Source organism: Nocardia sp. bgisy134, from assembly GCF_965341865.1.
GTDB lineage: Bacteria > Actinomycetota > Actinomycetes > Mycobacteriales > Mycobacteriaceae > Nocardia.
Map to the genome: position 1 here is coordinate 145,228 of NZ_CBDQZP010000020.1, position 15,491 is coordinate 160,718.

10 protein-coding genes are annotated in these 15,491 nt (G+C 68.2%); 7 read left to right on the forward strand and 3 right to left on the reverse strand.

Annotation, left to right across the window (positions count from 1 at the left end; genetic code table 11):
• Positions 1-251: 251 nt before the first annotated feature.
• The 6 genes from ACRWNM_RS29755 to ACRWNM_RS29780 all read left to right on the forward strand — a co-directional run bounded on the left by ACRWNM_RS29755 (position 252) and on the right by ACRWNM_RS29780 (position 8,748).
• A complete protein-coding gene (locus tag ACRWNM_RS29755; RefSeq protein ID WP_431971456.1) occupies positions 252-4,148 on the forward strand; it encodes a murein biosynthesis integral membrane protein MurJ in 3,897 nt (1,298 codons plus the stop codon).
• Between the two features lie 219 nt (positions 4,149-4,367).
• Entirely contained in the window at positions 4,368-4,997 is a 630-nt protein-coding gene (gene sigM / locus ACRWNM_RS29760) for an RNA polymerase sigma factor SigM (RefSeq protein WP_431971445.1), read from the forward strand.
• Between the two features lie 120 nt (positions 4,998-5,117).
• Complete coding sequence (locus ACRWNM_RS29765; protein WP_431971446.1) at positions 5,118-5,954, forward strand: hypothetical protein; 837 nt, start codon at positions 5,118-5,120, stop codon at positions 5,952-5,954.
• Between the two features lie 88 nt (positions 5,955-6,042).
• Positions 6,043-7,029: a thioredoxin-disulfide reductase gene (gene trxB, locus ACRWNM_RS29770; protein WP_431971447.1), complete on the forward strand. Its 987-nt coding sequence runs from the start codon at positions 6,043-6,045 to the stop codon at positions 7,027-7,029.
• 35 nt (positions 7,030-7,064) lie between these two features.
• The gene (gene trxA, locus ACRWNM_RS29775; protein WP_431971448.1) at positions 7,065-7,391 is read left to right on the forward strand and encodes a thioredoxin; all 327 of its coding nucleotides are present in this window, start codon (positions 7,065-7,067) and stop codon (positions 7,389-7,391) included.
• A 160-nt stretch (positions 7,392-7,551) separates the two neighbouring features.
• Positions 7,552-8,748, forward strand: coding sequence for a peptidoglycan-binding protein (locus ACRWNM_RS29780; protein ID WP_431971449.1), 1,197 nt, complete (start codon positions 7,552-7,554; stop codon positions 8,746-8,748).
• Positions 8,749-8,803: 55 nt separating this feature from the next.
• On the opposite strand, the gene ACRWNM_RS29785 is transcribed toward ACRWNM_RS29780, so the two are convergent.
• The 3 genes from ACRWNM_RS29785 to ACRWNM_RS29795 all read right to left on the reverse strand — a co-directional run bounded on the left by ACRWNM_RS29785 (position 8,804) and on the right by ACRWNM_RS29795 (position 11,829).
• Positions 8,804-9,532, reverse strand: a complete 729-nt coding sequence (locus ACRWNM_RS29785; RefSeq protein WP_431971450.1) for a GNAT family N-acetyltransferase — start codon at positions 9,530-9,532, stop codon at positions 8,804-8,806.
• Positions 9,533-9,782: 250 nt separating this feature from the next.
• A complete protein-coding gene (locus tag ACRWNM_RS29790; protein ID WP_431971451.1) occupies positions 9,783-10,808 on the reverse strand; it encodes a ParB/RepB/Spo0J family partition protein in 1,026 nt (341 codons plus the stop codon).
• A gap of 70 nt (positions 10,809-10,878) precedes the next feature.
• Positions 10,879-11,829 (reverse strand): ParA family protein, encoded by a 951-nt coding sequence (locus ACRWNM_RS29795; protein ID WP_431954254.1) that lies wholly within the window; start codon positions 11,827-11,829, stop codon positions 10,879-10,881.
• A gap of 659 nt (positions 11,830-12,488) precedes the next feature.
• Here ACRWNM_RS29795 and ACRWNM_RS29800 point away from each other — a divergent pair.
• A complete protein-coding gene (locus ACRWNM_RS29800) occupies positions 12,489-12,953 on the forward strand; it encodes a hypothetical protein (protein ID WP_431971452.1) in 465 nt (154 codons plus the stop codon).
• Positions 12,954-15,491 lie beyond the last annotated feature (2,538 nt).

Below are 15,491 nucleotides of genomic sequence, written 5' to 3' on the forward strand. Positions count from 1 at the left end.
CCATGCCCGCGCAGCGCGGCCCGCTTCCCGGACAATCCGGCCCGATGCCCGCGCAGCACGGACCCGTCGGCCGTCCGCCCGTGCCGCCGCAACGGCCCGACGCCGCTCCGCATCCCGGTCAGCATCATTACCCGCCGCAGCCCGCCGGTCCCGGCGGACCGCGTCCTACGCCGCAGGGCCGCCCCGCGCCGCCCGCGCAGCAAGGCAGGCCCGCACCCCCTCCGCAGGGACGACCCGCACCGCCGACCAGCATGCCGCCCGGCCAAGGCAGGCCGATCCCGCGCACCCCGGCGCCGCCACAGCGTTTCGCGCCGCCGCCCCAGTACGCGCCGCAGCAGCCGAACCCGGCGCCGCTGCGGACCCGGACCGGGCCTGCCGCGCACAGCTCGGCCCAGGCCGACCGTCCGCCGGCCCACGACTGGGCGGTCACCGAGGCCGAGCCGGAGGCGGCCGAGAGCACGGAGAACACGAACGCTCGGCTGCTCAGGGACTCCGGTTCGATCGCGATCGCGACGCTGATCAGCCGAATCACCGGATTCGGTAAGCAGCTGCTGCTCGCCGCGGTACTCGGTCCGGCGATCGCCAGTGCTTTCACCTCGGCGAGCCTGATCCCGAACATGATCACCGAGCTGGTGCTCGGCGCCGTGCTGACCGCGATGGTGGTGCCCACGCTGGTGCGCGCCGAGAAGGAGGACCCCGACGGCGGGTCGGCCTTCGTCCGACGCCTGGTCACGGCCGCTTTCGTGGTGTTGTTGGGCGCCACGTTGCTGGCGACGGCCGCGGCGCCGTTGCTGGCGACGCACGTCTTCGTCTCCGCCGACGGCAAGGTCAACACCCAGCTGACCACGGCGCTGACCTTCTTGTTGCTGCCCGCGATCCTCTTCTACGGCATGTCGGCGCTGTTCACCGCGATATTGAACACCCGCCAGGTGTTCAAACCCGGCGCATGGGCGCCCGTGCTGAACAACGTCGTCGTGCTCGTTGTGCTCGGCCTGTACGCGGTGACGCCCGGTGAGATCACGCTCGATCCGGTGCGGATGAGCGATCCGAAGCTGCTCGTCCTCGGTATCGGCGTCACGCTGGGCGTGTTCACCCAGGCGGCGACCCTGCTGCCCGCGATCCGCCGCGAGGGGATCGACCTGCGGCCGCTCTGGGGCGTCGACACCCGGCTCAAGCAGTTCGGCATGATGGGCGCCGCCATCATCCTGTACGTGCTGATCAGCCAGGTCGGCCTGGTCTTCGCCAACCACATCGCCTCGACGGCGGACGAGGCGGGCCCCGCCATCTACTCGCTGGCCTGGCTGCTGCTCCAGCTGCCCTACGGCGTCCTCGGCGTCACGGTGCTCACCGCGATCATGCCGAGGCTGAGCCGCAACGCGGCCGAGGGCGACACCCCCGCCGTCGTCGACGACCTGTCCGTCGCGACCCGCCTGACGATGATCGCGCTCGTCCCCGTCGTCACCTTCCTGACGCTCGCGGGACCCCAGCTCGGCGAGGCGCTGTTCGGGTACGCGCGCTTCACCGGCGACGCCGAACGCCTCGGCTATGCCGTGAGCTGGTCGGCCTTCGCGCTGATTCCCTACGCGCTCGTGCTGATCCACCTGCGGGTGTTCTACGCGCGGGAGCAGGCGTGGACGCCGACCTGGATCATCCTCGGCATCACCGCCGTCAAGATCGCCTTCTCGGCGCTGGCGCCGGTCATCGCGGACAACAGCGATCAGGTCGTCATCGTGCTCGGCGTCGCCACCGGCCTCGGGTTCACCGCGGGCGCCATCATCGGCGGCTACCTGCTGCACCGCAGCCTCGGCGATCTGCGGATGGCGAACGTCGGCCGCACCGTCACCCGGGTCGTGCTCGCGTCGATCGCGGGCGGCGCGGTGATGCTGATCGTGGACAAGGTGCTCGGCCTGGAGCGGCTGTCGGAATCCATGGGCGGTCCCGGCTCGCTGATCCGCGTGACGATCACGGCGATCGTCATGTTCGCGACGGCGTTCGGGCTCATGCGTCTCGCCGGTATTCCGGAGATCGTCGCCATCACCGTGGCCATCTCCCGTCGCCTCGGCATCACGCCGCCCGCGCCGGATCTGGACCTCGATGGACCGGTCGAGGACCAGTACGCCACGCAGGTGTTCCGCAGGCCCGATCCGTACATGTACTCCGGCTTCGATCCGTACCTGGATTCGCAGGCCACGATGGTCTTGCCCGTGATCAGACCGGATGCTGTTGACCGCACCGGGCGGGGGGAGTTCCCGTACCCTGTTCGGCAGAGAAGCACAAGTGGCGAATTCGCCGGATCTTCGACATACCAGGGCGAAGGAGGAACCAGGGTGAGCGACGACGCGGCGGTGGGCGGCGTCCCAGCCGCCGATCCTTCTGCGCCCAAGGTCGGTGGCCTGTCCACCGACCATCCGCCCGCCGCGGAGAACCCGTCGGACCCCGAGCATACGAACGAGGAAGCGGTAGGCACTCCCTCCACCGACGGGCAGCACGGTCCGCGCGAGACCTCGCGCCAGGCGCCGCCGCGCGACCCGATGTACGACACCGGAATGATCCCCATTCCGCAGCTGCCGCCCACCGCGCCGGAAACGACGGCTTCGCGTCGAACTCCGCGCGGCCCCAAGCTGATTCCGGGCGCTTCGGTCGCGGGCGGCCGCTACCGCCTGCTCGCCAGCCACGGCGGCGCGCGTGGACTGAAGTTCTGGCAGGCGCTCGACATCAAACTCGACCGCGAGGTCGCGCTCACGTTCGTCGACGCCGATCAGAAGGCCACCGACAACTCCGGCCACGACGGTCCGCAGGCCATCCTTTCCCGCACGCTGCGGCTCGGCCGCATCAATTCGCCCGGCCTCGCCCGCGTTCTCGACGTGGTGCGCGGCAGCTCCGGCGGCATCGTGGTCGCCGAGTGGACCCCGGGTCGCTCGCTACGCGAGATGGCCGAGACGGTGCCGTCGCCGATCGGCGCGGCGCGGGCGATCCGCGCACTCGCCTCGGCGGCCGAATTGGCCCACCGCAGCGGCGGTTCGCTGTCCATCGACCACCCGGACCGGGTGCGGATCAGCGCGTCCGGTGACGCGGTGCTCGCCTTCCCCGGCACGCTATCCGATTCCGACGCGCAATCCGACGTGCGCGGTCTCGGCGCCATGCTCTACGCGCTCATCACCGCGCGCTGGCCGATCCGCTCCGGCGGTCTGACCGGCACCGCCGCCACCGTCGGCGGCTTGCGCCTCGCCGACTTCGGCCCGGACGGAACGCCGATGGAGCCGAGACAGATTCGGCCCGAGGTGCCCTTCGAGATCTCCGCGGTCGCGGTGCGCTCGCTGGAGTCGAACAAGGGCGTGCGGACCGCGGCCACCGTCCAGCACGTGCTGGAACAGGCCTCGGTCGTCGACCAGAAGACCGATTTCATTCCGGTGCTGCGGCTCGGGCAGCGGGCGCAGCCGGTCAACACCGACGATTCGCTGGCCGATCCCGAACTGCTCGCCGCGGAACGCGAGCGGTCGCAGCGCATGATGTGGATCATGGTCGGCCTCGGCATTCTGGCCGCGCTGGTGGTCGGCATCGTGATCTGGTGGATGGTCAGCGTTTTCGCGCCCGGCGCGTCCGAAGCACCGCTCGACGAGCAGCGCAATATCGGTCTGACCACCAACAGTTTGCCCTCGCCGACCACGCCGGCCGGAGCGATCCCTGGCAACCAGGCGTCCGAGGGCGGCGTCCCGGTCCCGGTGACCGGAGCGACCGTGTTCTCCCCGGAGGGCACGCCGGACAACGTCAGCGGCGTCGGCGCGGTGCTGGACAACGACCCGGCCACCGTCTGGCGCTCCGATCAGTACTTCCAGCAGTTCCCCGCCCTCAAGAAGGGCGTGGGGCTGCTGGCCACGCTGCCGAGCCCGGCGAAGCTGACGAACGTCTCGATCACCTCGCCGAGCCCCGGTACGTCCGTGGAAATCCGTACCTCGCCGACGAATTCGCCGACACTGGATCAGACCCAGCTGATCGGCACGGCCCAGCTGGCCGACGGCGTCACCGAAATCCCGGTCAGCGCAGACCAGTCCGCTCGTTACGTGCTGGTCTGGATCACCGGTCTCGGCCGCTCGGGAAACCAGTTCCAGACGACGATCGCCGATCTGCGGTTCGACGCCGCACCCTGATTCCACCCGGCCCGCGCGCCGAATTCTCGCCTGTTCCGGCGTATCCCATCCCGAGCGGTCTTGTTGCTGCCACTTCGGCATCCCCGATATGATCGGCTCGCGCTCTCAGTAGGGGAGCTTCCCGGGACCTGGTTTTTTCGATCCCGGATGCTGCGAAATTTTTTCGGCGACGACCGCTTCGCGCTGTCGTCAGTTGAGCGCACGTCCAAGGGGTTGGTCTTGTCGTCCGAATTGAACGAGGATTCCCACGCGGGAAGCTCGCGGGTCGCGTCCCGCGAGCGCTCGTTCGCGCTCGGCGAGCTCACCGACAAAGAACTGCTGAGCGCCCACGCGCGCGGCGAGCGCCACGCCTTCGCCGAACTGCTGCGCAGGCACAACGACCACCTCTGGCAGACCGCCCTGCGCACCTCCTACACCCGCGAGGACGCCGCCGATTCGCTCCAGGACGCATTGCTTTCCGCGCACCGCACCGCGGGATCGTTCCGCGCCGAGGCCGAGGTACGCAGCTGGCTGCACGCGATCGTGGTGAACGCCTGCCTGGACCGGATCCGGCGCAACAAGACCCGGCGGGCGATCCCGCTGTCACCCGAGACGCTGCCGGAGCCGCGCGACGAACGAGACGAGTTCGCCGAACTGGAGATGTCGATCGTGGTGGACCGCGCGCTGTTCTCGCTGCCGCCCGATCAGCGCACCGCTCTGGTCGCGATCGATCTGGAGGGGTATAGCGTGTCGGAGGCGGCCGCGATGTTGGGGGTTCCGGAGGGCACCATCAAGAGTCGCTGTGCCCGCGGCAGGCAACGCCTGCAAGAACGGTTGGAATTTCTCCGTGATCCGGGGAACCGGAAGTAGTGGCGATGCGTCATTAATAGTGACGAACACCTGAGCGATGTACATACGGTGCCCGCGAGTTCCCGCGGCCCGACCGCGGCAGACAAGACAGTTACGTCGGATGAGAACACTGGAGGTGCGATGGCGACCCGGTCCGTACCGCAGCCTCCATTTTCGCCGGAGCTGCTGGCCGACCTGCACGCCGACAACGTGGACCCCGAACTCGGCGCGCGACTGTGGCCCGCCGTCCGCGCCGACTCGGACGCCGTGCGCTACCTGCGCTCCCTGGACGAGGTGACGACGCGGATTCGCGCCCTGCGCGCCGACGAGCGCGTCGTCCATCCGATGCCCGAGGACGTCTGCGAACGGCTCGCGGCCTTCGTCACCGAACTGGAACTGGACGAGGAGCCGACCGAACGGGTCGCCACCATTCATCGGATCGGCACCGCGGCATCCTGGAACGGCGCCGCCCCCGGACACGACGCTGCCGTCGGAAGTCACAGCGCGCCAATGCCTTCCGAAGAGCGGACGGATAACCTCGCGGCGCCCGTCTCGCTCGACGAGCGTCGCGGAAGACGGTTGCGCTGGCTCGCCGCCGCGGCCGCCGCCCTCGCGGTGATCGCGGGGACCGCCATCGGCGCCCAAATGCTCCGCGTCGACGAAGTGACGCCCACCGCACAACCGACGCCGAGCAACGGTCCCCTCGGTGATGATCTGACCCCCACCGCCGCGCTCGCCGCCCTCGGCCGCAACGACGTCACCGGACCACTCGGCAACCGAGCCGCACTCGACCGCTGCGTCGCCGCCACGGGCATCGACCGAGCAGTCCTCGGGTCGATGAACATGAAGTATCAGGGCAAGGACGCGGTGCTCATCCTGCTCACCGGTCCCACCCAGAACAAGGTCACGGCGTTGGTCGTCGGCCCCGGCTGCACCACGAGCGACCCGCAGGTGAAGCAAGTCACCGACATCGGCTGACCGAGCACGGGCCGCCCGGCGCGGGAACAACAGCGTTTAGGCTGTTGTTGACCGTCACGTTCCCCCCAGATCTTCTCGGAAGGGCCCCATGAGCACGCCAGTTCGCGACCTGATCATCGTCGGCTCCGGCCCCGCGGGCTATACCGCGGCCGTCTACGCCGCCCGCGCCGAACTCGAGCCGTTGCTGTTCGAAGGCACCCAGTTCGGCGGCGCGCTGATGACCACGACCGAGGTCGAGAACTTCCCCGGCTTCCGCGACGGCATCATGGGCCCCGACCTGATGGACGAGATGCGCGAGCAGGCCAAGCGTTTCGGCGCGGACATCCGCACCGAGGACGTGGACGCCATCGACCTGAGCGGGCCGGTGAAGACGGTCACGGTGGGCGATCAGACCTACCAGGCGTACGCGGTCATCCTGGCCATGGGCTCGGCCGCGCGCTATCTGAACGTCCCCGGTGAGCAGCGACTGCTCGGCCGCGGCGTGAGCGCCTGCGCCACCTGCGACGGCTTCTTCTTCAAGGGCCAGGACATCGTGGTGGTCGGCGGCGGCGACTCGGCCATGGAGGAAGCGACCTTCCTCACCAAGTTCGCGTCGAGCGTCACTATCGTGCACCGCCGCGAGGAGTTCCGCGCGTCCCGGATCATGCTCGAGCGCGCCAAGGCCAACGAGAAGATCAAGTTCGTGCTGAACGCTGAAGTGCTCGAGGTGCACGGCGAGAAAGCGGTGACCAGTCTCACGCTGCGCGACACCCGTACCGGCGAGACCTCCGAGCTGGCCGCGACCGGTCTGTTCGTGGCGATCGGTCACGACCCGCGCAGTGAGCTGGTGCGCGGCCAAGTGGAGCTGGACGACGAAGGCTACGTGCAGGTCGAGCACCCGACGACGGCCACGAAGATCCCCGGTGTGTACGCCGCGGGCGACCTCGTCGACCACACCTACCGGCAGGCCATCACCGCCGCGGGTACCGGCTGCCGCGCCGCGATCGACGCCGAGCGCTGGCTGGCCGAGCAGGGTGACATCACCGCGAACACCCTGGACGCCGCGGGCCGGCCGGTCGCCGTGCCGACCAACTGATCTTCGCTCTCACCGATTCACCAAGGAGAAAACCCATGTCCGAGAACACGGTCACCGTGACCGACAAGTCCTTCGCCGACGAGGTGCTGCTCAGTGAGAAGCCCGTCCTCGTCGACTTCTGGGCGGCTTGGTGCGGTCCGTGCAAGATGGTCGCCCCCGTGCTCGAGGAGATCGCGAGCGCGAACGCGGACAAGCTGACCGTCGCCAAGCTGGACGTGGACGCCAACCCGGAGACGGCCCGCGAGTACGAGATCCTTTCCCTGCCCACTATGATGCTTTTCCGCGGCGGCAAGCCGGTCAAGCAGATCGTCGGCGCCAAGGGCAAAGCGGCCCTCCTCCGCGAACTGGAAGGCGAGATCTGACGACGCGAATCCACGACGCGCCGTAGGATGCCTGCACCACCCCCGTAATTGTCGGATTCCGGGGCAGGTCTGAGACAATCGACCGACGCTCCGTCGTGCGAGGGTGTATGCCGTCGCATGAGTGGGTACCCGGGTTGACGGAAGGAAAGGGCTCTCACGCATGCACCGACTTCGTCACGGTGATACCGGTCCAGCCGTCGCAGAGGTTCGGAGCACCCTGGCAAGTCTCGGCTTCCTGCACGCACACGCCATCGGCGCCGATCAAGGCGACGCGCGCGAGTACTGGAAGGACACCGAAGCCTCCTTCGATCACCACCTCGACTCCGCGGTCCGCGCGTTCCAGCAACATCGCGGGCTGCTCGTCGACGGTGTAGTGGGTCCGGCCACATACCGGGCCCTGAAGGAGGCGTCCTACCGGCTGGGCGCGCGCACGCTGATCTATCAGCTGTCCGCGCCGCTGTACGGCGACGACGTCGCCACGTTGCAGCGCAAACTGCAGGACCTCGGCTTCTACGTTCATCGAGTGGACGGGTACTTCGGCCCGCACACCCACGACGCGCTCACCGCGTTCCAGCGCGAGATCGGTCTGGCCGCCGACGGCATCTGCGGTCCGGACACGCTGCGTTCGCTGGAGTTGCTCGGCGCGCGCGTCACCGGCGGCAATCCGCACCGCATCGCCGAAGAAGAGGTGGTGCACCGGGCGGGGCCGCAGCTCACCGGCAAGCGGATCGTCATCGATCCCGGTCTCGGCGGTCCCGACAAGGGGTACGCGGTGCCGAGCGAATTCGGCGACGTCTACGAGTCGGAGATCCTGTGGGATCTGGCCAGCAGGCTGGAGGGCCGGATGGCCGCCACGGGTATGGAGACCTTTCTCTCGCGGCCGTGGGGCGCCAACCCCACCGACGCCGAGCGTGCCGAGACCTCCAACGCCTTCGACGCCGACCTGATGATCTCGCTGCGCTGCGCCACCAACCCGAGCCCCTCGGCGAACGGTGTGGCCAGTTTCCACTTCGGCAACTCGCACGGCTCCGTCTCGATGATCGGGCAGGTGCTGGCCGGGTTCATCCAGCGCGAGGTGGTGGCCCGCACGTCGTTGCAGGACTGCCGGACGCACTCGCGCACCTGGGATCTGTTGCGGCTCACCAAGATGCCCACGGTCCAGGTCGACATCGGCTACCTCACCAACGACTACGACGCCTCGGTGCTCACCAATCCGCGCATGCGCGACGTCATCGCCGAAGCCATCCTGATCTCGGTGAAGCGCCTGTACCTGCTGGGCCAGGACGATCAGCCCACCGGCACGTACACCTTCGCCGAGCTGCTGGCCGAAGAACTGGCCGCCGCCGACCGGGCCTGAGCTCCATCTCGAACGAAAGCCCCTGCCGACTCCGGTCGACAGGGGCTTTCTCGGCTCAGCGTGCGCCCACCCTGGTAGGAGCTGTCATGGACGCGGCGGCGAGCAGCTGGTCGAGCGCGCGCTCCACGTCTTCCTTCCAACCGTGATCGGAATCCAGCTCCAGGCGCAGCCGCGGGAAGCGATGGTGCGGCGCGACGACCTTGAACCCGAAATCCTCCAGCAAGTCCGCATCGATCATGCAGGTCTGCGGTGAGCATTCGGTGGGGGAGGCCGCGGCGGAACCGCGGACCGGTGCGCCGATCCGTTCCATGAGCGTCATCGAACCGACCAAACGGTCCGAGAGGCGGGTGGCCGGCGGCTCGGTGCGAATGCCGAACGCCTCCAAGGCCCGGACACCGCGACGCACCAGATCCGCCACCACGGCCTGCACCAAGCGGTGGGCGACGTCCTCGTCACGGTGCGGAAATTCGGTGCGCAGTGTCGTCAGCAGAATGGCGTCCGGGCTGACGGGGGAGGTGGGGAACAGCGACGCGCGCGGCACGGCACTGGGCGGCGAGTACAGCGCACAGCCCGCCACGCTGCCGTCCACGTTCGCCACCTGGCCGCACGATCCCCACTCGAGCATGACCGTCGACAGCCAGGCTTCCTTTTCGAAGACCGGATCACTGAATGCTCGCGAGTCCTCCGCGACGGCGGGATCGATCTCCCAGAAGACACAGCGACGAGCATGCGCGGGCAGCTTGTCCAGTCCGCCGAGGGTAAGTGCTGTGACGCTGGTCGACACCGCTCTGCTCAGCCTCCAGCTGTCCGATTCATCCACGCTCACGCCGCATCAACGTCTTCTCGCCAGCAAGAATAAGCGATCAAGCGAACCCGCCTCATTCCACGTCGCTGTGCTGTTGGTCGAAGCCCTCGTGCCGGGCCGATTGCGCGCGGAATGCCGGTGTGGCACCGCGGTTTTCGACGCCGTCACAGTGACGTTTCGACGCCGGGCCCGTACTTACCGTTAACACGGGGTTATTTTGCCTTTTCTGTTACTGACCGAGCTGCTCTTGTTCCATCAGACCGACGATGCGTTCCAGATCTTCCACGGACCCGAACTCGACGACGATCTTGCCCTTGCGTTTGCCGAGGCTCACGGTGACTCGGGTGTCGAACGAATTCGACAGGCGCTCGGCCACGTCCTGTAAACCGGGCATGTGGATCGGCTTGCGCCGGGGAGCCGGGGGAGTGGCCGCATCCGGGTCGCGGTTGGCCAGCGTGACGGCTTCCTCGGTGGCCCGCACGGAGAGTCCCTCCGCGACGATGCGGGCGGCCAGCACCTCCTGTGCGTCGGCGCCCGCGTCCAGTCCGAGCAGGGCGCGCGCGTGGCCTGCGGACAACACGCCCGCGGCGACCCGCCGCTGCACCGGGATCGGCAGCTTCAGCAGACGGATCATGTTCGTGACGACCGGACGGGATCGACCGATCCGGGTGGCCAGTTCTTCGTGGGTGACGTCGAATTCTTCGAGCAGCTGCTGGTATGCGGCCGCCTCTTCCAACGGATTCAGCTGCACCCGGTGGATGTTCTCCAGGAGGGCGTCGCGCAGCATCGACTCGTCGGCGGTCTCCCTGACGATCGCCGGGATCGCTTCCAGACCGGCCTCCTGGGAGGCCCGCCAGCGCCGCTCACCCATGATCAACTGGTAGCGGTCGACGCCCGGCTCGACGCGGCGCACCACGATCGGCTGCATGAGCCCGAATTCGCGGATGGAGTGCACCAGCTCGGCGAGCGCTTCTTCTTCGAACACCTGTCGCGGCTGCTTCGGGTTCGGCTCGATCTGATCGGGCGGAATCTCGCGGTAGATCGCGCCGCCGGGGGAGGCGAGATCGGCCTCGTCGGCGGTTTCGGTGGGATCGGGGACGCGGTGCAGATAGGCCGAAGCGGGCTGCGGACCGACGGGATCGAGACCGATCACGACGTTGGCCGCGGCGCTGCCGAGACCCTGCGTGGCCGCGGGGCCCGTCGGGATCAGCGCGGCCAGACCGCGCCCTAGCCCACCCTTCTTCGCCTGAGTCATCGGCCCACCGATCCCTTCCCTCGTTCGCCACCGACCCGGGTCACGCCGACCCGGGTCACCAGTACCCGAATCACTCCGCGCCGTTCGCGGCCTGCCGGGCCATCGCCCGCTGGGCCATTTCACGTCCGGCGTCGAGGTAGCTCATCGCACCCCGGGAGCCTGGATCATAATCGAGCACGGTCATCCCGTAGCCCGGAGCCTCCGAGACCTTCACGCTGCGCGGAATCACCGAGCGCAGCACGACATCGCCGAAGTGGCCGCGCACCTCCTCCGCGACCTGGTCGGCGAGCTTGGTGCGGCCGTCGTACATCGTGAGGATCACCGTCGACACGTGCAGCTCGGGATTCAGGTGGGCCTGCACCAGCCCGATATTGCGCAGCAGCTGACCGACGCCCTCCAGCGCGTAGTACTCGCACTGGATCGGGATCAGCACCTCCTTGGCGGCAACCATCGCGTTGACCGTCAGCAGGCCGAGGGACGGCGGGCAGTCGATCATCACGTAATCGATGTCGTAGCCCGCGATATTGGCCTCCTGGATAGCCCCCTTGAGGCGGCCCTCCCTGGCGACCATCGAGACTAGTTCGATCTCCGCACCCGCGAGATCGATCGTCGCCGGGATGCACAGCAGCCGCTCGTTGTGCGGACTCTGCTGGATAGCGTCCTTGACGGAGACCTCGCCGATGAGCAGTTCATAGCTGGAAGGGACACCCGAGTGATGCTCGATGCCGAGCGCAGTGCTGGCATTGCCCTGCGGATCGAGATCGATCACGAGCACCTTCATCCCCTGATGCGCCAGGGCCGCGGCAAGATTCACCGTCGTGGTCGTCTTACCGACCCCGCCCTTCTGATTCGCGATGGTGATGATCCGTTGCTCGCGAGGTTTCGGCACTGTCACCTTTCCTGGATGCAAGATCTGACTGGCGCGCTGAGCTTCGGCCGCAATCGGGGTCTCACTGGGGGAGATGTGCCCGAACGGTGTGCTTCCGAAGGCCTCCGCATCGAAGTTGCTGGAGTCCAGCATCCCCGGCACGCGCGACATGGTTTCCCGTGAAACATTCGCCGGACCGCTCGACATAGACAGCTCCTAACCAGAGAACTACAGACCACGTGCTCTCGGCCCATGCCGACGCCGTGTTTCAACAGCCTGTGTCGGATCGAACATGATGCTCCATCGGGATGGCGTCCGATCAACCGAGCGGAGCTGTCCCGCACACCACATCCCACCGTGGCACCAACGCTCACGCCCGACGCACACTAGCTTGCCAGCACTGAGCGCTAGAAGAAAGTTGAATCGCGGCGACACGCAGATAGCCGCGAATCAGCGTTGCGCACCGCAGGAATTCCGGCGGGGAGGTGGTTTGCACTGGGGGGATGGGGGTTCGGGGGCGTCCGGTTTCGGTTTTCGGGCGCGTGGAGGTTGGTCCGGCAGTGCAGTTTGGTTGAGATAGGGGCTCGTCTTTTCGATGTTGGGGCTGGTTGCGGCGATGTCGTGGGTAGGGATCTGCGCATCTGTTGCGGCAACGGGTGGGCGATGTTTCACGTGAAGCAATGTGTTTGTTGGTGCGGTGCCGGATCGCTGTTGCGTTAGTTCCGAAGGGGCGGTGGTGCTTCGGGAGGCGGCTCTGGAGTCGTCCGCTTGGGGGATCCGCCGGTTGTCGTCGGTCTGCTGTAATCGGGCGAGTGTGGGGATGGCGTTGCTCGTCGGTTGTCCTGTTATTGCTTGTCAGTCATCGCTTGTCATCAGTTGGCTTGTCGCTGGTGGCTTGTCGCTGGTGGCTTGTCGCTGGTCGTTGGTCCGCCTTCGGTTTCGGCTCCGCCTTCGGTTTCGGCTCCGCCTTCGGCTCCGGCTTCGGCTTCGGCTTCGGCTTCGGCTTCGGCTTCGGCTTCGGCTTCGGCTTCGGCTTCGGCTCCGGCATCGGCTCCGGCATCGGCTCCGGCATCGGCTCCGGCATCGGCATCGGCTCCGGCTCCGGCTCCGGCTCCGGCTCCGGCAACGGCAACGGCAACGGCAACGGCAACGGCAACGGCAACGGCAACGGCATCGGAGGGCGGGTTACCAAGAGCAGCAGGGGAGTCCAGAGCGCGAGTTGCCGATGCGCGGTTGACGGCACGCCGCCGCTCCCACCAATGAGCCGCCCGACGTAGCCGACAGGGAAGATCCGTCCCTCGAATCGCTCCGAATCCTCCAGCAATGACAGCGCTCCGAGCTCCGCACTGTTTCGACGCAACTGCTCTAGTGCAAGTACCTCCGGCGCGACTGCTCTGCTACAAGTACCTTCGGCAGCGCCGCTCTGCTGCGAACACCCCCCGTCTGACTGCTCTGCTACAAGTACCTCCGGCACCGCCGCTCTGCTGCGAACACCCTCCGTCTGACTGCTCTGCTGCGAACACCCGCAGTACGACTGCTCTGCTGCAAGCGCTCTCGGCAGGACTGCTCTGCTGCGAGCTCTCTCGGCACGATCGTTCTGATGCACGCACTCCCGGCACGACCGCTCTGTCGCAGCTGGTCCCAGCGCAACCGCCGGCGCGACTGACTCATCGGCACCACCATTGGGGGCTGCCGTCCGCCTCGGCGAGGAAGGGCGCGGAAAGCAACTGCCGGTCCTCGGGGAGCGGGCCGCCACTTTCGACTACACGTCCGCGCACGGCATTCGCGGCGACACTGCACTATTGCGAGTTCACGAGAGAAGCGGTCGGGCTCCGCGGGCTCCGTCCCACGCTGGCGGCAGCCGCGAGCCAACCACCGCAGCTGAACAGTTCGGAGCCCCACGGCGAAAACATCCAAACCACAACACCCATCAGCGCGCGCAGAGCGACTCGACTCCGAAGGAAGTCCGGGAACCCCTCGCGCATCGAACTCTAACCAGCTCGAGCGCCGACGCCCGGCATCGATGCTTCACGTGAAACATCGATCGAACCCTCCCCATCCCCCAAGGGAAGTCTCCACTCGCACCCACGTCCATCCGCACAGCCGCTCCGCTACCCCACCACACCCCCACCCATCTCCCGACGACGGTGCGAATCGGCTTGATACTGCGCCGGATACCCCAGAGACACAGCAATGCTCGCCCCCGGTCGCGCTCACTACACGGCAGATCCAAGCCGACCATGCCAACGGGTCAACGCACCAGGACGACTCTGTCGATCCGAATCGCATCCCTCTCCCGGCTGGCTGAACCACGACTCGACTCCGCCCCCGACTTCAGCCTGAGCCTGGCCCCGACTTCAGCTCCGGCCACGCTACCGCCGACCCTCCGACTCTGGCTGCGGCGACGGCTCCGCCTCGTGCGGCGGCTTCAGCTCCGGCTTCGGTTCCGCCCTGGCTCGAGCCCCGGCCCCGGCCCGGTCTTCGGCCCCCTGCCCCGGCTTCGCCTCGGCCCCGGCCCCGGCTACGGCTTCAGACGCGGCCCCGGCTTCAGCCCCAAGCTGCGCCACCGCTACCGGCCCCGGCACCGGCTTCAGCTCCTGGCCCCAACTTCACCTCCAGGCCCCGGCGCCGACTTAAGCCCCCACAGGTCCGGCTGCGGCGCCGCCTACGGCACCGACTTGAGCTCCGGCCCCGACCGGAGCTCCGGCTCCGGCTCTGATTGCGGCGGCCGCGGCTCCGGCAGCGGCTCCGGCCTCCGCCCTGGCTGTGGCTGCGGCTGCGGCTGCGGCTGCGGCTGTGGCGCAAGCTCCGGCTCCAGCCCCTCTGCCCCTCCGGCTGCGGCCGAGGTCCGCCTACGGCGCTGGCTTCGGCTCTAGCCCCGGCCCAGTTCCGGGTCTGACTGCGGCGGCCCCGGCTTCAACTCCTCCTCCGGCCCCGGCTTCGGCTCCTTCTCCAGCCCCGGCTCGAGGTCCAGCACCGGCTCCGGCTCAGCTTCAGCTCCTGTCCCCGGCTTCAGATTCGGGCTCAGCTCCACCTCCACCTCCGCCGCCCCTCCGGCTGCGACTCGGCGTCAGCTCCAGCCCGTGCCGTAACTCCGGCCCCATCTCCGGCCCCATCTGCGGCTCCAGTTGCGCTTCAGCTCCAGATTCAGCTCCAGATTCGGCCCCAGCTCCGGCTTCAGATCCGGCTCCTCGCCGCCCCTCGAGCCTCCAGCTGCGGGTGCGGGTGCGGCGCTGCCTTCAGCACTGGCTCCAGCTTCGGCTCCGGCGCCGCCTCCGGCCTCGGCTCCGCGTCCCGGCCCAGCTCCGCCTCCGACCCCGCCGCTCCTCCACACCATCACCCGCGTATCTCCCGACGATGCGAATCTGGTTACTGCTGGGCCGGATAACGCAGAGACACGGGAACTCTCGGACCTCACAGCAACGCGCCACGCGGCAGGCGCGAACCCTGCCATCCCAACGGAACAGCGCGCCAGGAAAGTCCTCTCGCTGATACGAATCGCAGCCCTCGCCCCGACTGGCTGGACAACGGCTCGACTCCGCCCCGGCTTCGGCTCCACTCCGGCCCCGGATCCAGCTTCGGCTCTAGCATCGCCTCCGGCCCGGCTTCAGCTCCGCGCCGCGTCCAGCTGCGGGTGCGGGCGCGGCGTGGGCTGCGGCTCCAGCACCTCCTCCAGCTTCGGCTCCAGCACCGCCTCCGGGTCCCGGCCCCGGGCTCCAACTCGGGCCTCAGCCGCAGCCTCAGCTCCGGCTAGAGCCGCTTCGGCCCCGACTCCAGCACCGGCTCGAGCTCCGCTTCGGGCTCCGGCTTCGGCT